This window comes from Alteromonas gilva, assembly GCF_028595265.1.
GTDB classification, from domain to species: Bacteria; Pseudomonadota; Gammaproteobacteria; order Enterobacterales; family Alteromonadaceae; genus Alteromonas; species Alteromonas gilva.
Genome location: NZ_JAQQXP010000002.1, coordinates 112,898 through 139,860 on the forward strand (window position 1 = coordinate 112,898; position 26,963 = coordinate 139,860).

At 51.3% G+C, this 26,963-nt stretch carries 18 protein-coding genes; 14 read left to right on the plus strand and 4 right to left on the minus strand.

Annotation, left to right across the window (positions count from 1 at the left end; translation table 11 throughout):
- Nucleotides 1-62 precede the first annotated feature (62 nt).
- The 10 genes from OIK42_RS14215 (at nucleotide 63) to OIK42_RS14260 (ending at nucleotide 15,841) form a co-directional block, all read left to right on the plus strand.
- Entirely contained in the window at nucleotides 63-1,541 is a 1,479-nt protein-coding gene (locus OIK42_RS14215; protein ID WP_273641690.1) for a CehA/McbA family metallohydrolase domain-containing protein, read from the plus strand.
- A gap of 162 nt (nucleotides 1,542-1,703) precedes the next feature.
- Nucleotides 1,704-3,005 (plus strand): jacalin-like lectin, encoded by a 1,302-nt coding sequence (locus OIK42_RS14220; protein ID WP_273641691.1) that lies wholly within the window; start codon nucleotides 1,704-1,706, stop codon nucleotides 3,003-3,005.
- 212 nt (nucleotides 3,006-3,217) lie between these two features.
- On the plus strand, nucleotides 3,218-3,709 hold the full coding sequence (locus OIK42_RS14225; protein WP_273641692.1) for an RNA polymerase sigma factor: 492 nt from the start codon (nucleotides 3,218-3,220) through the stop codon (nucleotides 3,707-3,709).
- Between the two features lie 17 nt (nucleotides 3,710-3,726).
- Nucleotides 3,727-4,695 (plus strand): FecR family protein, encoded by a 969-nt coding sequence (locus tag OIK42_RS14230; RefSeq protein ID WP_273641693.1) that lies wholly within the window; start codon nucleotides 3,727-3,729, stop codon nucleotides 4,693-4,695.
- A gap of 5 nt (nucleotides 4,696-4,700) precedes the next feature.
- Complete coding sequence (locus tag OIK42_RS14235; protein ID WP_273641694.1) at nucleotides 4,701-7,580, plus strand: TonB-dependent receptor; 2,880 nt, start codon at nucleotides 4,701-4,703, stop codon at nucleotides 7,578-7,580.
- Between the two features lie 141 nt (nucleotides 7,581-7,721).
- Nucleotides 7,722-8,957 carry an exonuclease subunit SbcD gene (gene sbcD, locus OIK42_RS14240; RefSeq protein ID WP_273641695.1) on the plus strand — a complete coding sequence of 412 codons (1,236 nt, stop codon included), beginning with the start codon at nucleotides 7,722-7,724 and terminating at the stop codon, nucleotides 8,955-8,957.
- Entirely contained in the window at nucleotides 8,954-12,622 is a 3,669-nt protein-coding gene (locus tag OIK42_RS14245; RefSeq protein ID WP_273641696.1) for an SbcC/MukB-like Walker B domain-containing protein, read from the plus strand. The genes sbcD and OIK42_RS14245 overlap by 4 nt, the downstream gene beginning before the upstream one ends.
- 249 nt (nucleotides 12,623-12,871) lie before the next feature.
- On the plus strand, nucleotides 12,872-13,720 hold the full coding sequence (locus OIK42_RS14250) for a PPK2 family polyphosphate kinase (protein ID WP_273641697.1): 849 nt from the start codon (nucleotides 12,872-12,874) through the stop codon (nucleotides 13,718-13,720).
- A 215-nt stretch (nucleotides 13,721-13,935) separates the two neighbouring features.
- Nucleotides 13,936-15,039, plus strand: a complete 1,104-nt coding sequence (locus tag OIK42_RS14255; RefSeq protein ID WP_273641698.1) for an NADH:flavin oxidoreductase — start codon at nucleotides 13,936-13,938, stop codon at nucleotides 15,037-15,039.
- A gap of 466 nt (nucleotides 15,040-15,505) precedes the next feature.
- Entirely contained in the window at nucleotides 15,506-15,841 is a 336-nt protein-coding gene (locus OIK42_RS14260; RefSeq protein WP_273641700.1) for an EAL domain-containing protein, read from the plus strand.
- Between the two features lie 168 nt (nucleotides 15,842-16,009).
- On the opposite strand, the gene gabT is transcribed toward OIK42_RS14260, so the two are convergent.
- Together gabT and OIK42_RS14270 are read right to left on the minus strand one after the other, a co-directional pair.
- A complete protein-coding gene (gabT, locus tag OIK42_RS14265) occupies nucleotides 16,010-17,311 on the minus strand; it encodes a 4-aminobutyrate--2-oxoglutarate transaminase (protein WP_273641701.1) in 1,302 nt (433 codons plus the stop codon).
- 1 nt (nucleotide 17,312) lies between these two features.
- Nucleotides 17,313-18,755 (minus strand): NAD-dependent succinate-semialdehyde dehydrogenase, encoded by a 1,443-nt coding sequence (locus OIK42_RS14270; RefSeq protein WP_273641702.1) that lies wholly within the window; start codon nucleotides 18,753-18,755, stop codon nucleotides 17,313-17,315.
- A gap of 98 nt (nucleotides 18,756-18,853) precedes the next feature.
- On the opposite strand from OIK42_RS14270, the gene OIK42_RS14275 reads away from it, so the two are divergent.
- A complete protein-coding gene (locus OIK42_RS14275; RefSeq protein ID WP_273641703.1) occupies nucleotides 18,854-19,804 on the plus strand; it encodes a LysR family transcriptional regulator in 951 nt (316 codons plus the stop codon).
- A 56-nt stretch (nucleotides 19,805-19,860) separates the two neighbouring features.
- Here the strand turns inward: OIK42_RS14275 and OIK42_RS14280 are convergent, their stop codons facing one another.
- Nucleotides 19,861-20,682 carry a helix-turn-helix transcriptional regulator gene (locus OIK42_RS14280; RefSeq protein WP_273641704.1) on the minus strand — a complete coding sequence of 274 codons (822 nt, stop codon included), beginning with the start codon at nucleotides 20,680-20,682 and terminating at the stop codon, nucleotides 19,861-19,863.
- On the minus strand, nucleotides 20,682-21,587 hold the full coding sequence (locus tag OIK42_RS14285) for a LysR substrate-binding domain-containing protein (protein WP_273641705.1): 906 nt from the start codon (nucleotides 21,585-21,587) through the stop codon (nucleotides 20,682-20,684). The genes OIK42_RS14280 and OIK42_RS14285 overlap by 1 nt, the downstream gene beginning before the upstream one ends.
- Nucleotides 21,588-22,000: 413 nt before the next feature.
- Here OIK42_RS14285 and OIK42_RS14290 point away from each other — a divergent pair, with 413 nt between their 5' ends.
- From OIK42_RS14290 to OIK42_RS14300, 3 genes are all read left to right on the plus strand, one after another.
- Nucleotides 22,001-24,376 (plus strand): TonB-dependent receptor, encoded by a 2,376-nt coding sequence (locus OIK42_RS14290; protein WP_273641706.1) that lies wholly within the window; start codon nucleotides 22,001-22,003, stop codon nucleotides 24,374-24,376.
- An 80-nt stretch (nucleotides 24,377-24,456) separates the two neighbouring features.
- Nucleotides 24,457-26,070 carry a tetratricopeptide repeat-containing sulfotransferase family protein gene (locus OIK42_RS14295; RefSeq protein WP_273641707.1) on the plus strand — a complete coding sequence of 538 codons (1,614 nt, stop codon included), beginning with the start codon at nucleotides 24,457-24,459 and terminating at the stop codon, nucleotides 26,068-26,070.
- Nucleotides 26,064-26,930, plus strand: a complete 867-nt coding sequence (locus tag OIK42_RS14300) for an IolE/MocC family protein (RefSeq protein ID WP_273641708.1) — start codon at nucleotides 26,064-26,066, stop codon at nucleotides 26,928-26,930. Before OIK42_RS14295 ends, OIK42_RS14300 begins: the two co-directional genes overlap by 7 nt.
- The last annotated feature ends 33 nt before the right edge of the window (nucleotides 26,931-26,963 follow it).

Here is a 26,963-nt window from a genome sequence, read left to right on the forward strand (position 1 = left end):
TTACCGTGCTCCCTGCAACAGCAGGGAGCGTTTTTTCAGGTATTCAGTAAATTTGAGAAACTATGCTACATCGTATAATTGTTGGATTACTTGCAACAGCGCTACTCAATGTCTCGGGTTGCCAGTCTGGCAGCCACACTCACTCCCTCTCTTATTCTCATAATCACACACAAGCTGACGCAGAACTTGAGCCACAATGGTTGGCGGGCGATCATCATATTCACAGCCATTACAGTGTTGGCTGGGACCGGTCAGTGAGTCCGCCCAAGCCCATTCTGGCCGGTGATGCCCTTTACTCTACGCCTAAAAATGCGCGTATGGCGTCTATTCATGGTCTGGATTGGATGGTCACTACCGATCATGGCGGACCCAATCACAGCAAAGTCAATCTGGACATGGCTTACCCCGAACTCAAGGCGTCGCGAGAGGCAGTGCCACAGGTCCTGCAATTTTATGGGATGGAGCTCGACACGCCGGGGGCACGCCACAGCAGTTTGATCATTCCCCACAGTGACGAGGAAGCGCACCAGCTATTCCACATCGAAAAACACTATAATCGCCGGGAGGTGCTCGATGAGTCTACCCGTGACGATGAGTCATTTATGCTTGAAGCGCTGAGCGATATGCATAGCCACACACACCGGCCTGTAGTACTGGCCAATCATCCGGGGCGCACGGCAACGGGATTAGGCGAATACACCAAAGTGACGCCGCGGGAGCTGCGCGACTGGCACGACACCGCGCCTGATGTTGCCATTGGCATGGAAGGGGCGCCCGGCCATCAGGCCAATGCGATTAACCCTGATGGCAGCATCGACCCTGCCGGCATTCGTGGAGGTTACGATAACTACCCCACCATGGGCGGGTTTGATCAGATGACCGCCCATCTGGGTGGTTTCTGGGATAGCATGTTAGGCGAGGGCCGCCGCTGGTTTATTACCGCCACATCCGACTCGCACGCTCATTACACCGACGGTCGCACCGATTTTTGGCCCGGTGAGTATTCTAAAACCTATGTTTACGCCAATAAAACCTACGAAAGCGTGCTGGAAAACCTGCGCAATGGCCGGGTGTTTGTCACCACTGGTGATCTAATCGATGCACTCTTTGTAACCGTGACCAACACTCACACTGGCCACACCGCTAACATTGCGGATAACCTCAGCGCCGAGCCTGGTGATGAGTTGTTATTAACCGTTAAGTTCCGCGATCCTGATCGACTTAATTTTAACAACGAAAACCCACAGGTAAATCGACTCGATATTATTGTTGGCGATATCAACGGGCCGGTGGCTGACCGCACCGCAGACCGTAACCTGACTACCCGGGTGCTGCACCGTTTTTATGCCAGTGACTGGAAACGGGACGAAGATGGCTTCGTCACGCTGACGATGCCACTAAGTCAACTCTCTTCAAGTAGCTATGTGCGCATAAGAGGCACTACAAATACCAACGAACTGGAGCCACAAATCGACCCGCCGGGGGAGAACCCATGGCACGACTTATGGTTTTATAGTAATCCCGTTTTTATTCATTTTTAACTGTTGCAGACAGCGTGTCCGGACCGCACGCTGTCATAAAAAGTTCACCTAATTAACTGTCCTGAAAGTTCGTTTTGTTGTTCTACATAGTGAGTGCTTTTTAATCAATCTGACAAATTGAAAAGCATTAAACCTGATGTCATAACCAACAAAGGACATACTATGAACTTTCGTCACCCGTTGCTTTTAGCAACCGTCGCTTTATCGTTTACCAGTTTTAGCCATGCCGAAACGGGTACCTTTACCACGCTCAGTTACAATGTTGCAGGATTGCTGGAACTCTTTTCCAGCGCCGATACCGACCGCCAGCAAGCCATAGAGCAAATCAGTTGTTACGTGAACGGGTTTGACGTGGTCAATGTGCAAGAAGACTTCAACTATCACGCGGCGCTGTACGATACCTGTAATACGCACACCTACCGCACTTCCACAACCGGAGGCATGGGGATTGGGAGTGGCTTAAATACGTTAAGTTACTACGCATTTCCAACGGTTTATCGGGTGTCGTGGGATGCCTGTAATGGCGTTGATTGCCTCACGCCAAAGGGATTTACCCTCACGCAGGTTCAGCTAAGTGAAGGGGTGTATGTCGATGTGTATAACTTGCATACCCAGGCACAGGTTGCAGATGCCGATTTAAGCGCCCGCCGCGCAAATGTTTTGCAACTGGTGGATTATATCAACCAGCACAGCAGTGATAATGCGGTAATTATTGCAGGTGATACCAACACGCGATTTACCCGTGAGGGCGACAATATCCGGGCATTGCTGGATATTGGTTTTAGCGATGTCTGGGTTGATTTGGTGCGTCAGGGCAGTATTCCGCCGTCGGGAGCTGAGGCACTGGTGTGTGACCCTAAAATCACCGATTTTAACTGCGAAATTGTCGACAAGGTGCTATACCGCAGCAATGCCTTTATCGACCTTACGCCAACCGATTATCAGGTACGTGTCGATGACGTAAACAGTGACGGAGAAAAGCTCTCCGATCATCCTCCGGTCGCGGCTAACTGGCAATACAGTACCAATGAAAACATGCAATTATCTGCCTACAGCGGCGGCCATGGCGGTACTTTTTTCAGTGATGTAACCGCGGTGGATGCCAATCCCGGCGTTGCATCGGTGTGGTTACGCGCCGCTGCGCGGGTTGATCAAATAGGCCTGGTGGACGCCAGCGGCAACAGCCGTGGTTACGGTGGTACGGGCGGTAACCTGCAAGCGTTAACCTTACAAACCGGCGAGTATATCAGCGCCGTTGAGGTGTGCTTAGGGGATCGCAACAACAGCCAACGTGTTTTTTACACGGCCATCGAGACGAATCAGCAACGCGTTATCAGTGGCGGCACGGTAACCGGCAACTGCATCGACTACCAGGCGCCAAATGGCTGGCAAATTAGTGGCTTGCATGGCCGCGCGGGCGACGAGCTCGATGCGCTGGGCGTTATTTATACGCCAGTTGAATAAGCTCAGTCCTGTTGGCGTTAGTCTCTGCTGTGGCTAACGCCTTGTCACAAAACCTTCATTAAAAAAACTGTCCGGCTTTACCCGTTTTAACACTCTACCTGTTTGAGCATTGCGCCTAAGCGCGCTGTGCCAGCGCGAGCAGTGAACGACCCGGCTGTCGCAAATTTGTCATAGCAATGACATAAACTCCTATTCATTAAACAGATCTCAATATGCCGAAAGTGAACGTGAGTAGTAACGATATCCATCAGCAGATTGTCGAAGGGGCGCAACTTAATCGCTACCTTAATCGCCATGCTAACAACGCCGACGAAGCCGCTGATATTTACCAGGAGTCGATTGTCCGGGTACTGGAGCAGTCCCGCCGCCACCGCATCGAAAACCCATTGGCGTATGCCATTCGGGTGGCGCGCAATCTGTTGAGCGCCCGCAGCAGCCAAGACCACGACGAAGAAGTCGACAGTATTGCCTGCTCGCGTTATGCCCCGGCAGACCACGTTGAACATGCGCAGACTTGCGCACAGTTATCAGAGGTGTTGGAAAATATGCCGCCACTAAGGAAGAAAGTGTTTATCCTCAGACGGGTGGAGGGGGAAACCCGCCAGCAAATAGCCAAACAGCTGGATATGAGTGTTGATGCCGTTTCCAAACACCTGAGCCGGGCGATGGCAGATGTCCAAATGTACCTCGACCGGCATCAATAAGTAGCAGGATAAACCACGTGAATTCTCAACCTATTTCATCCGACGTGTACCAACAAGCTGGCGAATGGCTGGAGCGTCTCGACAACGGCCCGCTCGACAAACTCAGCAAACGGCGGTTTATAAACTGGGTGGATGCCCACCCAACCCACAAGCAGGCGTTCGAGTCGATGCTGGCTACCTGGTCGTCAGCAGCGCTTGAGCGCGCCCTCATTGATGCACAGCAAAATATTACCCTCAAAGAGCGTATCCGATACACACCACCTGTTCGCTGGTGGCAGGCGGCAGTCCTGTGTACCGCAGTAATCGTGGGCGTTATTACCTGGCAATTCTCGTCACCACAGCCGACGTTAATTATTCATCAATACGCGACAGACAATGGCGAAGTGCGCAGTGTCACCCTGGAAGATAGCAGCGTATTAACGCTGGGGGCTGCCAGTGATGTCTACGTTAGGTTAAGTGACAATCACAGGCTGGTGAATCTCAAACAAGGCGCGGCGTATTTTGATGTCACCAGTAATAAACAACGGCCTTTCGAAGTCAAAGTGGGGAGTGCCAGTGTTGTTGCCGTCGGCACCGAATTTAATATCGACAGAGGACAGTACTTTACCGATGTGGTGGTACACGAGGGCGCGGTTGAAGTCACTGGTGGTCCTGATGAATCGCCACTGTTACTCAAAGCCGGTGAACAAGTGAGAATAACCGGACGAACACTGGGGGATATTCGCCCCTTCGATATTCGCCGCACCCTGGATTGGCGTTCAGGTTGGCTGGAGCTGGATAACGCATCGCTGCATTACTTGGTGGAACGGTTAAATCGCCAATCAGCGAAAGCGATTCGTGTCGATGCCCCGGCGCTCAATGATTTGCGCGTGGCCGGTCGGTTTCGGCTCAATGAACCTCAGCAAGCCTTGAGCTTACTGGCTGAAGCCTATGGTCTCAGTGTGAATGAGACGCCAGAGTACTACACTATCTCGCGGCATCCTTAACCTCTATGCGTCAGCCTTTGGTTCGTAGCGTCCTGTTAATGGCCTTACTGACCCAATATTGCGGTTGTACCATCGCGGGTGAGATGGCGCAAGCAGCCGTTATAACACCATCGCCCGGCGATTCGCTTCATTTACCTGCGCAATCTCTGGATAAAGCGCTGGTGGCGTTTGCCCGCGCAACCAATCAAACACTGGTGTACGACCCCACGGTGGTGAGTCATTACGAGGCGCCGGCACTCACCCGGCCATCGTCAATACGTGCCGGTCTGCAGCAGCTATTGTCGCAGAGCCCGTTACAGGTAAAGGCATTTGCCAACGGCTGGATCATTACCGGAGTAAAGCAGACCACAGCCTCAGTGCAGCCGCAAAAAGTGGCTTCCTCGGCGTCAGTCATGGAAGAAGTCACGGTCACGGCCAGTTACAGCGATAGCCTCACTAAAGCGCGTCAGCAAAAGCGCTTTGCGCCGCAAAGTCAGGAAATTGTGATGGCAACTGACATTGCAGAGTTTCCCGCCCTGAATATTGCCGATGCGCTTAATCGAACGCCCGGTGTATCGGTGGAGCGCGATCGCGGTGAAGCCTTATTTGTGAGTATCCGCGGGCTGCCGACACAGTTTAATACGCTCAGTGTGAACGGTTTGCCCATCGCGGCAAATGAAAACGTGCGCACATCAGAGCAATACGGACGCCGTTTTCACTACGATATATTGCCAGCCGAACTGGTCGCCAGGGTCGAAGTGAATAAAACCTCAATGGCATCTAACTTTGCTGGTGCTATGGGCGGTAGTGTGAATATTTCTACTTACCGGCCACTGACTTTAGGCAAACAGCAATTCGCCTTTAAAGCCATGAGCAGTGAGTCACCGTTGGCGGGATACCGTGACCCGCGCGTTTCAGTATTAGGTAACTGGGTGAATAGCAGTGACAGCCTCGGCGTTATGATTGCTGCGACCTATGCTGAGCGGCATGTGCGTCAGGATCGCGTATTGTCATTCGACTGGGCCACTGAAGACGGTAACAGTATTGGCAAACAGGGAGATATTTATTATACCCCCAATATCCGCCCAACGCAGGAGCAGGAAGCCCGCTACCGGTTTGGCCTAAGCGCTGCGGTGGATTGGCAGCGCTCGCCTAATCAACGTCTATCGCTCTCTTATTTAGGTTTAGGCCAATCGATTGATTACGATGAGTATTCCTACAGTGCTGACTATGACTATACCCAGCTGGACAGCACAGTTTGGGACGGCAATATTCTGACCGGCGGCACCACGCAAGCTGGCGCGGTGCAAATTAGTCGCGAAACAGCCGGATTAAAAGACGAAAGCCAAAGCGTTACAGTGGATCATGTCTGGCGCACGGGAGGTTGGGAGTGGCAATCGCAATTGGGTGTCTCAAGCGCTACCAGTTACAACGATGACCCCATCAAACGCACCCGTCTGCGGCGCACCGGCGATGTCAGCCTGGCATTTGCTTACGACCGGCAACACCCATCAGCAATACCGTCTATTGACTATGGCAATATTGATTTGCTTGCTGCCAGTGATTTTCCTGGCCGGCGCCTGGAATGGCGCGAGAACACCATTAATGACAGTCAGCATTTTGCCAATTTTCATTTTACCAAAGCGCTGGACTGGGCAGGTTTTACCGGCCTTGAAGCCGGTTTGCTGATTCAACGGCACGAGCGAAAATACCGCCGCCGGGACGTGATTTTTACCGCTGGCATTGAGGATCAATACTTTGCGCCGTCAGCGTTTTTTACCAACAACGGTGAGTTCCTTGATAACCTTTCTCATCCCTTGCCCCGCCAATGGCTGGTGCCACATCAGGCGGTGTTCTGGTCGACCATTGATGAGCAGGCGTTACGCCGGATGGCGCCGACCCGAAGCGATCTGTTTAATTCCTATCGGGTGGTTGAAAATACCAACAGCACCTTTGTGCAGCTTAATTTTGATTACCCCTCGGTGTGGGGAAATCTGGGCGCACGCCTGGTGAATACCGCACAAAGCAGTCATGGATACTTTGTTGAAACCAGCGATGCCTCAACGCTTACGCCCGTCTCGTTTACGTCTGACTACTATCATTTTTTACCGGCGGCCAATATAACCGTAGGGGTATCACCGGCATGGCAGCTTCGGGGCAGCATATCCCGGGCCCTCAGCCGTCCCGATCTGCCCGATTTAGCGCCCCGGTTAACCCTTAACTCCGGAGATGATTTAACGGCTAAAGGGGGGAACCCTTATTTACAGCCTATTCAGGCCTGGCAATTTGACCTGGGGGTAGAGCGCTACACCCGGGGTAACGGGCTCATTGCCTTAAGTCTGTTTTACAAAAAACTCGACAGCTTTATTCAGTACGATTTGTCACAGCTTACGGTAAATCAGAAATCCTACTTACTGCAGGGTAAATCAAACGGCGGTAATGCCAGCGTTTATGGTGTTGAGTTAACCTATCAGGACGCGTTTAACCCGTTTTTACAAGCCCGGCATCAGCTTGGCTACAATCTTAACCTAACCCTTACCGGTTCCAATGCCACCTATCAGCAGGACAACCAACAGTGGGAAGACGCACTGGAAGGGGTGGCAAAGCAAACATTTAATGCCGAAATTTATTACGAAACCGCGCAATGGGCGATACGTGCAAACTACAACTGGACCAGCGAGATCCTGCAGCAAACCGCACTCAGGAATATGCCGGCCCGCTATAGCGCGCCCTTTGGCGCGTTGAGTCTGCATGCCTCCTATAAGGTGTCGCCGCAAATCATGGTGTTTGCTGAGGGCATGAATTTACTGGATAAGGCCGAGTCAGATTATGTTCTTAACGGCTACTTTACTAATTATACCTACTATGGCCGCACGCTGTCTGCCGGCGTGCGGATGATGTTCTAGGGTCTTCACATCGGTGCGTATAGCCGATCAGGCGGTTGAGTCTGCCCCGCGCTGCGCTTACACTGGCGGGGTCGGGCGCGTATTTATATTTAACCTCGCCTGAGCACAACGGAGCAACTCTTACACAAGGCCCTCTCAGCAATGAAAATCCTGCATACCTCCGACTGGCATCTCGGTCAGAGCTTTTTTACCCAGAGTCGCAAGTATGAACATCAGTGTTTTATTCAGTGGTTGCTGGCGCTGGTGGAAAAAGAACGCATTGATGCGGTAATTATTGCCGGTGATGTGTTTGATACCGGCACGCCCCCCAGCTATGCACGGGAAATGTATAACCAGTTTGTGGTCGACATGCAGGCACTAGGTTGTGCGCTGGTGGTGCTGGGCGGCAATCATGATTCGGTATCTATGCTCAACGAATCCCGTCAGTTACTGGCGCAGTTAAATACTACCGTGGTGGCCAGTACCGGCCTTAACCAGGATGAGCAGGTGTTTGCGTTAAGAGATCGCAGTGGCAAAGTCGGCGCCATTTTATGTGCGGTGCCCTATATTCGTCCGCGCGACGTGCTGCAAAGCCAGGCCGGCGACTCTGGCACAGAAAAGCGCCAGGCGCTGGGCGAGGCGATTAAACAGCACTATGCCTCGCTTTATGCGCTGGCGGTAGCTAAACGCGACGCCGCTGGTGGTAATCTGCCGATTATCGCCACCGGGCACCTTACCGCGCTTGGCGTGAGTCAGTCAGACAGCGTGCGGGATATCTACATTGGCACGCTGGAAGGCTTTGCTGCCGATGGCTTTCCGCCAGCCGATTACATAGCGCTGGGCCACATTCACCGGCCACAAAAAGTGGCTAAAAGTGAACACATCCGTTACAGCGGCTCGCCCATCCCACTGAGCTTTGATGAGCTAAGTACCGCTAAACAAGTGGTGCTGGTAACGTTTGCCAATGGCCGTGTTGAGTCGGTAACACCCACCGAGGTGTCACGTTTTCAGCCGCTGGCCACTATTCGCGGCGATCTGGGTGATATTGAGCGTGGCATCGCGGCACTCAACGCAGCGCAATACGAACGCCCGGTATGGTTGTGTCTGGAAGTCGACACCCAGGATTATCTCAGTGATTTGCAGCAACGCGTGCAGGCCATCACCGAGGGCCTGAATGTAGAGGTATTACAGCTACGTCGGGTGCGCAATAAACAGCGCCAGTTATTGTCGCAGCAGCAAAAAGAAACCCTGGCCGAACTCTCGCCCACCGAGGTATTTGAAAAGCGCCTGAGCATGGAAAGCTTTGATACCGACGAAGACAAGGCCCGGGCGCAGCGCATTACCGAACGTTTTGCCGGGATCCTCTCTGATGTTCTGCATCAGGAGGGCGAGGCATGAAAATACTGTCTTTACGATTAAAGAATTTAAATTCTTTAAAAGGGGAGTGGAAAATCGACTTCACCCGTCCGCCGTTTATTGACAATGGCTTGTTTGCCATTACCGGCCCGACTGGCGCCGGTAAAACCACCATTTTAGATGCCATTTGTTTAGCGCTGTATCATCAGACGCCGCGCCTGGGCCAGCTATCGACCTCCTCCAATGAAATTATGACTCGCGGTACGGCCGAGTGTTTGGCGGAGGTAGAGTTTGAAGTAAAAAGGGTGGCCTACCGGGCATTCTGGAGTATGCGGCGCGCGCGCAACAACCCTGAGGGCAACTTACAGCAAGCCGAAACTGAACTGGCAGAAGTCGCCAGCGGTAAAGTGCTGGCTACCCAAATTCGCCATAAAAGCGACGAGGTAAAGCGCCTTACAGGGTTGGACTTTGGTCGCTTTACCAAATCGATGATGTTAAGTCAGGGCGATTTTGCCGCCTTTTTGAATGCCGAAGAAGGGCAGCGCGCCGAGCTGCTCGAAGAGCTCACCGGCACTGAAATTTACGGGCTCATTTCCAAACGCGTGCACGAGCATCATGGTGAATGTAAACAAGCGTTAGGCGTGCTACACGCCAAAGCCGGTGGCTATGCGCTGTTGTCTGAAGAGCAAAAAGCAGAGCTCGAAGCCGAAACAAAACAACTGCAAGCCACACAAACTGAGCTGGTTGCCAGCTCAGCGGCGCTGCAGTCGCAACTCTCGTGGCTGGAAAACCTCGCTGCCGCAAAGACCAAAGCACAAGCGGCAAAAAGTAATAAAGACGAGGTCGATGCAGCCGTTGAGTCGGCGCAAAACGCGTTAGTTAAACTGGCCAACAGCGAGCCCGCCGAGCAATTACGGTTGCCCTGGGAAATGCTTAAAAACCTTAACGCTGAGGTTGCCAGGCTCGAAGGTGAAATTGCCTCCAACACCGCCAAAAAGCCCGCGCTGCAGGCCTCATTAACGGCTGCCGAAGAGGCGTTATCTCAGGCAGAAACCGCGCTTTTGGAAACAAAAGAACATAACCGGCAACAAGAGCAATTGATCACCGACAAGGTACAGCCCCTTGATGCCAATATCCTATCGCAGCAGGAAAAGCACGCCAGTCTTGAACAGCAACTGCAACACAACAAAGCTGAAGTGCGTAAGTTTCAGCAGCAGTTAGACAATGCCAATGCCACGCTTAAACAGCGCTATGCCGAGCGCGATGTAGCACAGCAATACTTAACCGCGCATAGTGAGGATGCAACACTCAGTGAGTGCCTTGGCGACTGGTCGTTACAATTGCAAACTATGCAAAATGCCGCGCAGCAGGCAACGGCGCTTAACGGTGAACTCAACCAGTTGCGTGAACAGCAAACAGCGCTTAGCCGCGATACAGCGGCACTTGCCGAAAAACAAAAAACGGCAGAAGAGTCGCTCTGCACGGTGGCAACACACGCTGAAGAAACGCATTCTGCCTGGCAACGGTTGCTGGGCGATACCTCAGAAGAGGCGCTGCAAAACGAATTAGACCAGCGACGCCGGCAACGGCTTGAGGTAGACCGCGCCCAGGATATACAGCAAGCCTATTTGCACCTTTGTGATACCCGGCAAACACTGACTTCTGAGCTTGCCGCGGTGGAACAAAAGGTAAAATCCCTCACGGCAAAGCGAGAGGAGTTAAGAACCGCGTTTAAACAGCAAAAGGAGCGGCTGGACGATATTAGCCGGTTAATTAGCCAGGAAGAAACGCTTATTCAATACCGTGCCCAGCTTAAGCCCGGAGAGGCCTGCCCGCTGTGCGGCGGTGCCGATCACGCTGTTGACGCTCAGGCGCTGGATATCCCCGAGACCATTGAACGTAAGCAACAGGCTGAACAGGCGCTTGCCCGAATAGAGGCATCCGGCACCCAGACAAGACAGGATCTCGATGCCGCAACGCGCCATCAAAAAGAGCTACAAAGTAATCTGGCATCAACCGAACAAAAACTTAATGAGCAGTCAGGCAACTGGCAGGCAAAAATAGCGCTGTTAAACAGTGCACTACCGGTAACTGATAAACCAGGGCTGCAATCCCTTAGCAGCAGCATTTCTCAACAGGCAGAGGCGCTGCAAACCCGGATTAATCAAATCAGGCAGGCGGCCACCGAATATCACAAGGCGAAAGAGCGCCTCGATGCGCAGCAACGTGAGGTCGACCGCATAGTGGCCGATCACCGACTGTTGGTGCAAAAAGAAACTGCCAGTAACGAAGCGCTAACGGCAATACAAGGCAAGTTTCAGGCAGCTGTAACGCTTAAAAGCGACACCTTAAGTACATTGCTCGAGCACATCAAAGCCCAGGGATTTACGCCGGATGAAACGGCGTTAGCACAATGGATAACGTCAAAAAAGGCCGATAACAACGAGTATTTGCGTCAGTCTAAATGTGTTGAGCAGCTTCAGCAGGCCATCATAATAGAAGAAAACAACAAAAAAAGCGTGTCAGAGCGACTCCACGAGCAAACTCAGCGCATGCAGGCGCAGCAAGATGAGTGCAGTGCATTAACCCGCTCAATAGAGGCGTTAACCGAAGAGCGTCAGGCGCTATTTGGCAAGATGAGTATCACAGAGGCTCGCCAGGGGTTAAATGAGCGTCTCGCGGCAAAAGAGCAACAAAAAGAACAATGCCGGGAGGCGTGGAGCCAGGCTGATAAGGCACTGTCGGCACTGCTTTCCTCTATATCCTTGTTGTCGGATAACTTAGCGCAGCAGTCCGCGGCGCAAGCTAACAAGCAAGCACAGTGGGAGGCGGCGTTTAAGTCGAGCCGATTTAACACCCACAGCGAGTTTGAGCAGGCTTTACTGCCACAAGCAGAACGAGCGCAACTCTCAGCCCAAAAAAGCGAGCTGGATAGCCGCTTAGCCAGAGCCACAACGCTCATTGAAGAGTCAACCAACCGGCTCAACGAACTCAATAGTCATGCACAGGCGCCCGAGTGGGCAAAAGCATCAAAAGAGCAGGTATCATCAGAATTAGCTGGCATGCAGGCCCGCCGCGATGAGGTCATTGCACAAAAAGGCCAGATTGAACAACGCCTGCGGGCCGATGCAGAGCAGCGTCAAAAACTGCAGGCGCTCACCACTGAAATAGAACAAAAACAACGGGAGTTTGATGACCTGAGCTACCTGCACGGCCTGATTGGCTCAGCCAGCGGCGATAAATTCCGTAAGTTTGCCCAGGGTCTAACGCTCGATAACCTGGTGTACCTGGCCAATAAGCAGCTCGATAAACTGCATGGCCGCTACCTGCTTAAACGTAAATCCGGTGAGGGCTTAGCGCTCAGTGTGCTCGACACCTGGCAGGGCGATGTGGAGCGCGATACCAAAACCTTATCCGGCGGCGAAAGCTTTTTGGTCAGTCTGGCACTGGCCCTGGCGCTATCGGATTTAGTTAGTCACAAAACCAGTATTGATTCGCTGTTTTTGGATGAGGGCTTTGGTACGCTGGATTCTGAAACTCTGGATATCTCCCTTGATGCGCTGGATAACCTTAATGCCTCCGGCAAAATGATTGGTGTCATCAGCCATATCGAGGCTATGAAAGAACGTATTCCCACCCAGTTAGTGGTGACTAAAAAAAGCGGCCTGGGTACCAGCGAGTTAAGCCAGGCGTTTAAAGTGCAGTGAAGTAGACTCATGCTGGCAGAAAGCATTGTATTGTGAGTTCAGTCGATGGCCGCTACACACTATGCAGATTGTCAGTGAGCCTTACTTGTTTGCGACATGGTATAAACGAATGGGCAAATCTGTATACTCGAAAAACGTGCTAACGATTGGAGATGACTTATCGTTACTCTGATGCATATGGATGGTTAACGGTTGGAGCGCTCATCCTGCCTTTTGTTTGAGTTAATATAAACAACGCAGAAAAAGTGAATGGATTTTTCCCCCTGCAAATTAGCGATGGAGATCGGAGCAATGATTGATGTTGAGCCTTATCGTATTTCACCGGGAAGCGTAGTTGAGCTCCAGGATATTTCCACACGGGAAAAGGGCGGATTAAGCAAAAAACAAGGTAAAAAGGCCGTTAATAAGCTTTCAAAGCGTTTGGTTGAGCTTCAGGAGTTGCTGTACGCAGAAAGCAAACACAGTTTATTAATTATATTTCAGGCTATGGATGCCGGCGGCAAAGATTCCACCACGCGCCGTGTATTCTGGCGCCTTGATCCATCCGGTATAAAAGTAAAAAGCTTTAAAGCGCCCACGCAACGAGAACAGCGTCAGGATTTCTTATGGCGTATTCATCATCATGCCCCTCGCAGTGGGCATATTGCCATTTTCAATCGGTCCCAGTATGAAGATGTCGTGGCTGCGCGCGTGAGAGGGTTAGAGTCTTTAAATATATGTCAAAGCCGATTTGAACACATCAATGCATTCGAACGCTTACTCGTCAGCGAGGGCACCGTTGTATTAAAGTTTTTTCTCCACATTTCTAAAGATTATCAAAGAGAACGCTTGCAACGGCGTTTGGACCGTCCTGACAAACATTGGAAATTTGCGCCCAGCGATTTAAAAGACCGTGAGCATTGGGGTGATTTTATGCAGGCTTACAGTGAAGCAATCGAACATTGCTCAGGCAGCGATACGCCATGGTATGTTGTACCCGCAGAAAGACGCTGGTATCGGGATCTGGTCGTATTACAGGCGACGGTCAATGCGCTTGAATCTTTGAATATGAGTTATCCCCAAGCAGATTTTAATCCGGACGATATTGAAATAGTTTAAGCCAGTTAGCGTTGATTGCACAACAAGCCCAAGCATTGTGATACCAGCGTGAATCGGTAGCGCTCTGATAGTTGTATTGCCTTATAGTGGACTATTCAAAATAGTCAATTGACTGTTCAGCCCCCTCTTTTATTATCTACCGATAGCGTGGTATCGCCGCTGTTACAGCGGCAGGTGCATGTCCTGCGCCTTCGCCCAATACACAAGGAATAACAATGAGTAGCCATCTGAACATACTTTTTAGCCCTTACACCGACGGTAAATTAAGCCTGAAAAACCGTATCGTCATGGCGCCTATGACCCGCCAGTTCTCACCTGATGGCGTTCCCGGTGACGACGTCGCAGCCTATTATGCGCGCAGAGCACAAGGTGGTACGGGCCTGATTATTACAGAAGGCACCACGGTAAACGACAAAGTGGCAACCATGTCGGCAAATATTCCACAGTTTCATGGTAAACGCGCGTTGGCCGGGTGGCAAAAAGTCGTGACTGATGTGCATCAGGCTGGCGGGAAAATCATGCCGCAGCTGTGGCACGTTGGCATGGCACGTGTGGCTGACAAAGCGCCATATTCTGAGCTACCCAGCGCCGGGCCATCAGGCTTGTTTAAGCCCGGTAAGCAGGGTGCTGAACCCATGACGCAGGCGCATATTGAGGCAGTGATACAAGCCTTTGCTAAGGCGGCAGCCGATGCCAAACGTATCGGCATGGACGGGGTTGAAATTCATGGCGCCCACGGTTATTTGATTGATCAATTCTTTTGGGAGGGGACCAATAAGCGTAGTGATGCCTGGGGCGGCACAATGGAAAAACGCGGGCGTTTTGCGGTAGAAATTATTAAGGCTATTCGCGCAGCGACCGGACCTGACTTCCCCATAGTGTTTAGATTTTCTCAATGGAAACAACAAGACTACGCCGCAAAACTTGCTAATACGCCACAAGAGCTGGCGCAGTTTTTACAGCCATTGAGCGATGCCGGCGTAGATATTTTTCATTGCTCACAACGCCGTTACTGGGAAAGCGAGTTTGCTGACAGCGACATGAATCTGGCAGCCTGGACTAAAAAGTTAAGCGGCAAACCAAGTATCACGGTGGGCTCTGTGGGGTTAAACGGTGACTTTTTTGGTGCCTTTAAAGGACAGGGTGCTAACACACGCCCTATCGATGATTTGTTATCGAGGTTAGACGCCGGTGAATTTGATCTGGTGGCCGTTGGTCGCGCGTTACTGCAAGATCCACAATGGGCCAACAAAATTAAACACCAGCGCAATGATGAATTACAACAATATTCCGCCGACGCTTTGAGTACGTTGTCGTAGCCTTCTTACCAACAAACCGGCATGGTTAATTTTTGTTTAAATGCCTCTGCGGGGTGCTGTCACAGCAGCGCCTGATATGCTGTGTACCCTAAACGAGTCGGGCAAAAATGATTGGCGTAGCAAGCAACGTAGAAGTAACAGAAGACGTAATGCTTGCGCGCTCAAAAAATCTCGTGCTCCCAATCCAAGTATTCTACTAAAGATGATGTGTTCATTGAGGTTTTACTGCGGGTATTCGGGGTGCTGAATCTTATCTCCTTATTCTTTGGCTGGTGCCCTGTGTATCAAATTGCCGGTATTAGTACCAAAGAGAGCTAAATTATTGCATCGAAAAGGTCAGCGCAAATGGTAGCTAAGCCGCACTATTGATGACAAAAGCTATCTTTGGTTTCGTGTAAGTAATGACGAGTTTACCACCATCTATATCAAAGAAACTGCGCTACTGGATGCAACACTTCAACTTGTTGTGAAACGCTTGCTGATTACATCGGTAATTGTGTTTTGGATAGCCATTTGGCTGGCACTCACCTTGTCGTCCTTCATACTCAAACGAGCAGAAGAGATTAACAATACACTTGCAGATCTTGATACCAGCAAGGGGCATCGGGCTATTGTTTCTGCTGCACTAACATTGGCTGATTCCTTTGATTGCGACATTAATGCTGAAGGTGTTGAAAAAACGCATCATGCAGAGTTTATTATTTCAATGGGGTGTTTTATCGGGCTGGGGTACTACTTCGCAAAGCCAATGCCAGAAGATCAAATAAAAACGATGATTAAAGCAGGTTCAGTGTTACCGTGAGTGTCGGCTGTCGTTAATAGCGTGATAAAACGATTTGGTGCTATGCAAAGCGGCGTGGGCGGGCAACTGTGAAATTACTGGCACGGCGCAGTATGCATCCAACACTATGCAGGAAGACGGCGCTGCGGAGCAGCGTCTGCCCCGCAAAATGACCATCGGACACCAATGTTAAATTTTGGTTTTGCCTGTTGCAGCCGCCTTTTCAAACAATGCACAAAACGCATTGAGCCCCTCTGCCAGGGTGGCATCATCAATAGTCAGGGGCGGTAAAAAGCGTATTACGTTGCCATAAAAGCCGCAGGCCAACAGTACCAAACCATGATTCATGGCCTCGCCGATGATGGCTTTGGTCAGGTCGACATTAGGCTGATCCGCATCGCCGTCGGTTACCAACTCTATGGCAATCATGGCGCCTTTACCGCGAATATCACCAATTAACTGTGGGTACCGAGATTGAAGCTGACCTAATGTTTCAAAAAACTGGGCTTCAATTGCCCTGGCGCGGTCGATAAGCTGCTCTTCTTCAATGACCTCAAGGACCGCAAGGGCGGCAGCGGTGGCCAGTGGCGAGCCGCCGTAAGTACCGCCCAGACCACCCACCGGTGCTGCATCCATTATATGTTGCTTGCCCACTACTGCAGATAAGGGCACACCCCCGGCAATGCCTTTGGCCATGGTCATGATGTCGGGCTCAATGCCGGCATATTCGGTACAGAACATTTTACCGGTGCGGGCAAAACCCGACTGAATTTCATCGCAAATCATCACAATGCCGTGTTCATCACACAGTGTGCGAAGTGCTTGTAAAAACGCCGGTGAGGCCTCATAAAAGCCGCCTTCGCCCTGTATTGGCTCAATGATCAGTGCGGCCACGTCAGCCGGGGCAATATCCACTTTAAACAGGTTGGTGAGGGCTTTTAGTGCGTCTTTTTCGCTAATACCATGCATGGCGATGGGAAACGGTACATGAAAAATATCCGCCGGGAAGGGGCCGAACTTATCTTTATACGGGGTTATTTTGCCGGTGAGCGCCATGGTCATATTGGTACGGCCATGAAATCCGCCGTTAAAGGCAATAACGCCGCGACGGCCGGTGTAGGCGCGGGCCACTTTGACGGCGTTTTCGACCGCTTCGGCGCCGGTGGTAATAAAAGCCGCTTTTTTAGGCGTATCACCGGGTGCTAATGCTGTGATTTTTTCGGCCAGTAATACCGCCGACTCATAGGGGTTAACCATCACGCAGGTATGGCTGAACCTGGCCATTTGCTCGCTAACGGCTTTTACCAGTTTGGGATGAGCGTGGCCGGTATTACATACCGCGATGCCGGCACCAAAATCGATGTAACGGTTGCCGTCGACATCCCAGATTTCGGCGTTTTTTGCGTGATCGACATACGCCGGATAAAGCGTGCCCTGGCCTGAGGCAATCGCCGCGTTTTTTCTGGCCTGTAGTTGTTGGTTGTTTGACATGTTAAATACCTCCTAAGCAGCGATACTGAATGAACGAATAATCATCCAGACCATATTTTGAACCTTCGCGACCGTAGCCCGATTCTTTAACGCCGCCAAAGGGTGCGGCGGGGTTTGATATAGCCCCTTCGTTAATGCCGACCATACCGAACTGCAGGGCATCGGCAAAGCGATGAATGCGGCTGATATTCTGCGAATAAAAATAGCTGGCTAAGCCATATTCGGTGGCATTGGCCAGCGCTGCGGCCTCGGCGTCGTCAGAAAATGTCATCACGGTGACCACCGGGCCAAAAATTTCCTCACTGACAATGTCCATATCAGGCGTTACATCGGTGAGCAGCGTAGGCGGGTAAAAGTTACCCGTTGTCCACTCGCCGCCGGTGTGGAGCACGGCGCCCTGATGAATAGCGGTGGTAACCAGCTTGTGCACATTTTCAGCCGCAGTATGCGTGATCAACGGGCCAATCGTGGTGTCGGCAAGCAGACCATTGCCCACTTTTAATGCCGCGATTTTTGCCGTTAGCTTGCTGACGAATGCATCTTTAACCTGCTCGTGGATAATAAAGCGGTTAGCGCAAACGCAGGTCTGCCCGGCGTTACGAAACTTAGCCAGCATTGCGCCGTTGACTGCGGCATCGATATCGGCATCTTCAAACACCACAAAAGGGGCATTGCCGCCAAGTTCCATACTCAAGCGCTTCATGGTTCCGGTGCAATCAGCGGCAAGCAGTTTGCCGACCCGCGTTGAGCCGGTGAAAGAGAACTTGGCCACGTCAGACGACGCGGTCAACACCTTACCCAGTGCCCGGGAATTGGTGCCGGTTACTACATTTATTACCCCGTCGGGGATACCCGCCTGTTTGGCCAGGAATGCCAGGGCCAGTGCCGACAGCGGCGTTTCGCTGGCCGGTTTTACCACAAACGTACAGCCTGCCGCCAGGGCAGCCGCGGCTTTGCGGGTGATCATGGCATTCGGAAAATTCCACGGCGTAATGGCGCCCACCACACCCACGGGTTGACGGCTAACGTAGATACGCTGGCTGGCATTGTTAGCGGGCAGAATATCACCGTCAAGGCGGCGCGCTTCTTCGGCAAACCATTCAATGTAGCCGGCGCCGTAGCTGATTTCGCCTTTGGCCTCAGCCAGCGGCTTACCCTGCTCAAGGGTCAGTAATTCTGCCAGTTCATCGCTATGCGCCAGCATTAGGTCATACCATTTGCGTAGCAGTTTTGCACGTTCAATTGCAGGTAATGCCGACCACGCTGCAAATGCTGACTTAGCGACATGCACGGCCTGGGTCATATGCGCTGCGGGCGCATCGGCAACGCTGGCGAGTAATTCACCGCTGGCTTTATTGGTTACCGCAAAGGTTGTGTCGCTGGTTATCCACTCACCTCCAATAAAAGAGGCGGGTTCAAACAGAGCTAAAAGAGCTGGCTTCATTAGTGATACCTGAGTGTTGTACAGAGGGCTATTGAATCAGGCTGCATAACAAGGTTAAATACCAAACATTAAACCTAAAGTTTGATGGTATAAAACTTATGAAGTTGGCCGGACGGGCAGTCACCGAATACGATATTAAATTGCTGCAGGTATTTAAATCAGTTGTAGAAAACGGCGGTTTTGCCGCGGCTGAAAGCGAATTAGGGTTAACCCGTTCAACCATTAGTATTCATATGAACAACCTCGAAACGCGCTTACGGCTGACGCTCTGCCAACGTGGTCGGGGCGGGTTTGTGCTAACGCCGGATGGTCGTCAGGTGTATCAGGCATCGCTGAGAATGTTTGAAGCGCTCAGTGATTTTTCCCATTCGGTAACGCAACTGAGCCAGCAGGTGAGTGGCGGTTTGGTTGTGCTGCATTCGGATATTCTTGATCAAACCCGCAGTCGTTTGCTCGCTGAAGTGGTGGCCTTTATTAACGCCAAAGCGCCGGCGCTGCGCATTACACTCGACGGTGACCGCATTGAAAATATTGAACGGGCGCTGATCAAGGATAAAGCCCACGTGGGGTTATTCCCGGATTACCGGCGTATGGCTGGACTGCGTTATCAAGCGGCTTTCGATGAACAAATCTTTTTATGCTGCAGCCGCGACCACCCGTTATTTTCAATGCAGGAAAGTGACATTAACGACGATGCACTACAGGCGTATCCGGCGGTCGTGCCGGGTGTAGAAATCAGTCAGGCTGGCCGCGCGCAGGTTAAAAAGCTTAACCCCGGGGCAACGGCCTATCAGTTTGATTCGCGCAAAGCACTGATTGCCTCTGGTAAATTTATTGGCTATTTACCCCAAAGCTATATGGCGCAAGAGATCCGCTCTGGCAGTTTTAAAGTGCTGTCGGCTGAGCGTTACGTGTATCACTTTTCGCAATCGGTGGTGCATAAAGAAGTACCGGCAGAGCCCAAAAAAGTGCGGCTGTTTATCGAAGCCCTGACACAATGCGCGCAGGATTACCCGCAAATTACCGATGCGCACCTTCAGCGTGGTTAGATGCTATAGGCCTGGCGGTGTCTGGTCTGTCAAACCGTGCATTTAATTAAGCTACGTTAACCCGACAATGCGGTCAGGTGACGTAAAAACAGCGAGAACAACTCAGAGTTAGAACGCAGGTTAAGCTTGGCGTATACCTTGGCGCGATGAACGCGTTCTGTGCCCGGTGAAATACACAGCTTATCTGCCGCAGCCTGAGAGGAATAGCCGGAGATAATAAGTTTGGCAATGTCTTTTTCACGTTCAGTTAATACGCCTTCACCAAAATTATCCAGCACCTCTTTTACTCGCTGGTTAACATGGCGTGATAAAGCGACTGCATCAGGTGCAACATGGCGACCACTGAGGTGGTAGTGTTTATTGACCAACTCCAGTATTAACGTTTCGAGGGCGTATAAGCTGGCCAGATCGCCGCTGCTGAAGGCCGGGTTAGGTGCGTGGCGCCCCAGGCCTAACTGAATGTGCACTCCCGGTGCCGGCACGCAAAATACATAGGCTAAGTCCTCTATCTGGCTGGGCTGGTAATAAGATTTGTAAAGCGCTGACTGACGAAAGTTATCGGGCATGAGTGCCGACCATAAATAGACGCCGGGCGGTGCGTTATCGATAACACCACGGTAGGACGGACTGGCCACATAAGTGCCATCCATAAAACGAGCAAAAAAGAGTGTCCGTTCGCGCTCTGTGAGGGCTTCGAACAGCAGAGTAGGCGGCCGATCTTGGGCGTAAGCAATAACCGATACGCTATCGACCGCTAAAAAACCACAAACCCACTCGATGAGGGCGGCGTAAAAACCGTTACCATCGAGCTCACGAACTACCCCGGGCAGTTGTTCCAGCGCTTTTTGCAGGGAGGGCTGTGCAGACAGAGTGGCCATTAGCGATCGTCTTTATGGGTGAGTAACCATTTACGAAACTGGCGGATGGCGTAATCTTCCTGGCGCTCTTCGGGGTAAAGCATGTAGAAGCATTCATCTGGCGTGTAAGTTTCGTAACAGGCCAAAATCAGCTCGCCGGAGGCCAGTGCGTCTTTGACTAAATACTCCGGGAATATCGACACGCCCAAATGACTTTTAACAGCCTGCAGCAAATACATGAAGTACTCAAAGTTTTGCCCGCCCATTTGTGAAATTTCTTTGTCGGTTAAGCCCGCTTTTCGCAGCCATTCGTCGGTGGTTGAAATCGCACTGCTTTGATGAATAAAGTTGAACTGGGTTACGTCACCCATGGTGCGTGCAGGCTGCCGGCCTTTCATATAGCGGGGGGTAGAAACCGCCAGGTAAGTATCGCGGCGATAGGGCTCAGCTTTGTAGTGGGGCCAGTCACCGTTGCCCCATAAAATAGCGAAATCGCTTTTGCGGGTGTTACGGGTCACGGTTTCGTAATCGGTGCCAAGGGTAATTTCGATGTCGGGATAGTTTACGTAAAACTCGGTTAAGCGTGGCATTAACCAGGCAATGGCAAAGGTCGGCTCGGTAACGACTTTGAGCTCCACGGCTTGTTTTGATATTTCATTTAACGAAATCTTTTGTGTGATCGTATCCAGGCTCTTGAGTATTTTGTGAACTTCCTGAGCGTATTGCTCCCCCACGGGGGTCAGGCTTAACTGGTTGTCGTAGCGATAAAACAGCGGACGACCAATGAATTCTTCAAGATTTTTCACCTGCCGGCTCACGGCACTTTGGGTCAGATGCAAGGCGTCTCCGGCATAGGTCATATTAAGATGACGGGCGACTTCGTCAAAACACTGTAAAGAAGTAATACTCGGCAGTTTTCGGGCCATTAAAACACCTCTTCTTAACGGTTGGGCGACACCTGAGTGCCGTTGATACCCGGTTAGGCAGTTGAATGCAGACCCGTCTGGCAGGCGCATCAGCATTGGTTGATGATAGTTTGCATGGCAACGGGCAGTGGTAAATACCTACCGCAACCGGCAGCGACCTCCGCTTAAAACGGCGGGCTACTCAACCCATCACCAGGCTTTACAGCATACCACGAACCCTTCTTTTCGCACCTACCATTGTGAGCTGTATTGTCGGCAAAACACGCTCAAGTTGTGGCATTCCATTTTGGAATGATGCTACAAGTTTTGATCGTTTGCTGGTGTCTCGTTGCCCCCCTAGTATGGATTTGCCAAAACGAAAAACTATAAAAATAACCGTCCTCAAACACTAATTCTTTATTGGGAAGCAAGAAATGTTGAAGCTGAGTAAAGTGAATATCGCCATCAGTTGTGCGTTGCTGGGATTACCTTTGTGTTCCCTTGCCCAGACTACGCCAAACGATGCATCAGACACTCCGGAATCAAGCAATCTGGAAGTGATTAGCGTGACCGCTACCCGCCGTGAGACCACGATTCAGGAAGTGCCATACAGTATTTCGGCTTATGGTGGTAAGTCCCTGCAGGAAAATGGAATTACCGATTTTTCTACCCTGGCCCGCAATATTCCCGGCCTTACCTTAAATGACGTAGGTCGCGGTAAAAACGGCATCTCAAACAGTATTTTTATCCGTGGTATTAATGCCAATGCCTCCAATGCTGAGAACTTCGGTTCTAAAACAGACCCTGCGGTGTCGGTCTATTTGGGTGAAACGCCCATGTCGGCCAACCTGGAGTTGCGCGACATCAACCGGGTAGAGGTGTTACGCGGTCCACAGTCGACTTTGTATGGTTCGGGATCATTAAGCGGCACCTTACGTTACATTCCAAACAAGCCGCAGTTCGATACTGTCAGTGGTACAGTCAATGGCAAGCTGGCGAAAAACGCCGAGTCTGACGGCACTGACTTTGATGGCGATGTGGTTATGAACATCCCCCTGTCTGACACCTTTGCCATACGTGGTGTGGTCGCTAAACTGCATAACGCTGGCTACATTGACGCTGACTACCTGGAAGGCCTGGATGACAATAACCAGCCTACCGGCGAGGTCTTTTCCGCGGATGACATAAACGAAGAAGATGTCATGATGGCGCGGATTGCCGCCCGTTGGGTACCGTCTGCACAAACCGATATTCTGCTTAGTCATGCATATCAAAAAGATGATATCAAAGGCTCTACGGCCACCTCTGAAGGGCTCGACGGGTATAACACCGGTGCCAAGTTAATCGGTGACTTTGAACGTGAAGTATCAATCACCTCACTGGTTATTGATCATGAGTTAGGCGACTCAGCGATGCTGACTTCATCTACCTCATTGACCCAAAATGACGCCACTAACATGCACGATCAAAGTTATGGCTATGCTTATCAGAGCTTTTGGGAGTTTTACGCTGGTATTCCCCGCGAAGTTGTCCGCGGCATAAAAAGCTACAAAACTGACACCTTTACCCAGGAAGTGCGGGTAACCGGCTCGCTGGATAATATTGACTGGCTTGCCGGCGGCTATTATGCCGAGCAGGATTACGACGAAACTGCCGAGGACTATATCTACGGCGTGGATACTTTTTATGGTATCACCAACCCTGCTGCGCCCGATCTGGGGTATCGCAACATTCAGGCTACTGAGTTTACTGACCGGGCGGTCTTTGGCGAACTGACCTACTTCATTACCGATGAATGGCAGATCACCGGTGGCTTGCGCTATTTTGATCAGGACTTCTATGCATTTCAGTCAGTGATATTACCGCCCTGTGGGTCGTTCTGCGGTGAAGGAGAGCTGGGGTATAGCTCCGGCGAAGGACAGCGCAGTTTTTCCGATACCCTGTATCGGTTAAATACCTCTTTTGATATTGATGCTGACACTAAAGTGTACCTGAATATTGCTCAAGGGTTCCGCCACGGCGGTGCGAATGGTGCGCCGGTGGATGATTTATCTACTGAGCAGATCGAGGGCGGCGTGTATGCCGAGCATCCGGATTATCTGTACTTTGACCCCGATAAAACCACCAACTATGAACTGGGCGCCAAAGGCCTGCTGCTTAACGGTGAGGTAAACTACTCGCTGGCGGTGTTTTACATAGACTGGCAGGATCCTATTCTTAACTTTAAGACTCCAAATGGTGGCTTTCCGGTTATGTTTAACGCCGACGAGGCCGAGTCACGCGGACTGGAGCTGGAAGTTAATGCAAAGCTGAGTCATTCGGTTAAATTAAATCTGGGCTGGAGTTATACCGAGGCTGAATTGACCGAAGACTTCGTGCAACCCAATGTGGCAGGCGGGGAAGCGTCATTTGCGGTAATCGCCAACGCTGGCGACGTTATGCCCGGTGTACCAAAGAATACGGTTGTAGCGAGCTTAATCCACAGCACTGAGGTGCTCAACGGAGTAGCCATGAATAGCCGTATCGGGCTGTCCTACAAGGGCAGTTTTATTACCGGCTATGACTCGCTCAGCAACGATAAAATCGATAGCTCGACCCTTCTCAACGCCTCAGTGGCAATAAGCAAAGACGATTGGACAATACGTCTGTTTGCCGACAACCTGACAAATCGTGATGATATGACCAGCAGTGCCAGTGACGAGATTTACTCTGGTGAAAAGTTTGGTCTGCAGTATCCCGATCAGCTCGGCGATCCGGCTTATCGCGTTCGTCCGCGTACTATTGGTGTGTCGGCTAGCTATTCGTTCTGATCCAGTGCCCGGTGCACAGCCTGACTGTTGGTCAGCTTGTGCAACGGGTTTGTTCAGCTACCTGTCGTCGGAGTGTATAAATGAATACAGCAAATCGCCTTAGCGCTATCAGTAAACTGCTGGACAAGGGCAACCTTGATACGGCAGCGGCTGACTGTATTCAAGTGGTAAAAGAATACCCGGATGACGCAGCTGCCTGGGTGTTGTTGTCTGAAATCAGTGCTCGCTTAAAACAGCATCGTATGGCGATAAACAGCGCCCTGAAAGCGCTCAGTATTGACCCTGACAACAGCCAGTATCTGCTGCATCTGGCTCGCTTATACAGCGGTTTAAGCGCCTGGCAGGCGAGCCGAAAAGTACTGCGGAAGTTACATGCTTCAATGGCATCGCTTACCGTTGAAGAACGCCTTGAACTGGCTTTGTTGTATTACCAAAGTGGTCAAATCGACGGGGCAATCGAACTTTATCAACAGGTAATTAATAGCGAGCCTGAAAACCATCAGGTGCGCTATAACCTGGCGTCATTACAACGCTATACCGGCGATCTCAACAGCGCCGCGGCTAACCTGGAAACGGTAATAGCGGCGCATCCTGAAGACTATGAAGCCTGCAGCGCGCTGGCTCATGTTAAACCGCACCCAGAGCCGCGAAGTGTGCTGGAACAATTAACCCGCTGCCAGCGTTATTATGAGGATAGCGGGTCAGAAGCGGCTAAGGCCGCTCTGGCATCACTTTACTATGGTAAAGGAAAGGTACTCGAAGATGCCCGGCAGTACCCGGCAGCGTTTGCGGCCTATGCAACGGGCGCGGCCCTTAAACGCGACTTACAGCGTTTTACTGTTAGCGATGAGCTCGCCCGGATTAACGCTATGCAACGTCTGGTCAGTAACGGTGACTTTGCTGCGCCAACCCAAAGCGGTAGTGATGGTCCGGTGTTTATTGTTGGTATGCCTCGCACCGGCACCACAGTTGTTGAGGGGATTTTGGGCAGCCATTCTAAAGTGAAGCGTGGCGGCGAGCTTAACTATCTACCCATGACCATTCTGGAAGCTGCCGGTGGTAGCTGGGCGGACGGGCCTCAGTCGATAACGGCCGGGACCCTCGCCAACATCGCTAACGCAGATATGAACGCTATTGGCCAACGGTATATGGCGCTCAGTGGTGATTACCTCAATTGCCAGGGAGTATTCACCGATAAACTGCCGCTTAACGCGCTATTTGTGCCGATTATTTTAAGTGCCATACCCAACGCGCGGGTAGTACAGGTAGAGCGCAATGCAATGGATACCGCGTTGAGCAATTTTAAAATGCTGTTTAAGCACGGGTATGACTACTCATATTCACTCGATGATATCGGCGCTTATGTGCCGGCTTACCAACGAATGATCAAGCAGTGGCAAGAGACCTATCCACAACGAATATTAACCTTACGCTACGAACACCTTGTGGCCCGACCGGAGGAGGTCGGTCGTCGGCTGACAGAGTTCTGTGAGCTGCCGTGGGAACCTGCTTGTTTGCAATTCCATCAACAACCGGGTGCCACACAAACGGCCAGTGCCAGCCAGGTGACAGAGTCATTGCATAACCGTTACGTGGGGCAATGGCGGCGATTTAAAGAGCCCCTCACAACACTTAAGAAAAAGTGGCAAACACAGCGGCTCAGTGCGTTAACTGAAGAGGATGTAAAATGGTAACACTGGATGTATTTCAGTCTATGTGGGCAATGGAGTTTAAACGCCCGGATGGGTTTGAATGGACCCTGCGGGAAAAGATTGCCAGGATTGCTGGCGCTGGTTTTAAAGGGGTGAGCTTTGATATTGGCTACCACAGCGAAGACACTATTCGTCAGGCAATGCCGCTGTTGCAGGAATTTGGTTTGGATCTTTGCTACAACGCGTTTGTAAAAAGCGTGCCCCATTACCGCGAAATTGTTGATTTTGTGACGTCTCAGGCCGTTAAGCCGCGTTTTATTGCGATCGTGGGGCAAATCGAGCCATGGGACCTGCATGAGGTAGCGCAAACTACCCGGCAATGGCTGAACATTGGTGCCGCAGGCGGTGTAGAAACCCACGTTGAAGTACACCGTAACTGTATGACCAACGATTTACTTTTTACCCTGCAACTGATGGACAAAGTGCCCGACTTGCTAATGGTGGCCGATTTGTCTCATGTACTTGTCAATCAGGAATGGTATTTGCCTCTTCATGAGCAAGCCCGGCAGCGCATATCACAGTTTTTAAGCAAAGCCGAAGCGTTTCATGGACGCGTGGCAACCCGCGAGCAAATTCAAGTACCGATATTGTTCCCGCAACATAAGCCCTGGTTTGAGTTATTTAAGGGCTGGTGGCAGGAAGGGTTCGAAAAATGGATCGACCGTCACGGCGTCGAATCCGACCGGCGTTGTGTGTTCTTAAGTGAACTTGGCCCGCCGGTTTATGCTATAACCGGCGAGGATGGCTACGAACTGAGTGACCGCTGGGACGAAGCGCTACTGTTAAAAAAGACCGCTGAACAATTGTGGCAAGACGCATTAAAGCGCCGCCGCCAGGCGTAACCGCTTGTCATATGGCCAGAAGGACATTGACTG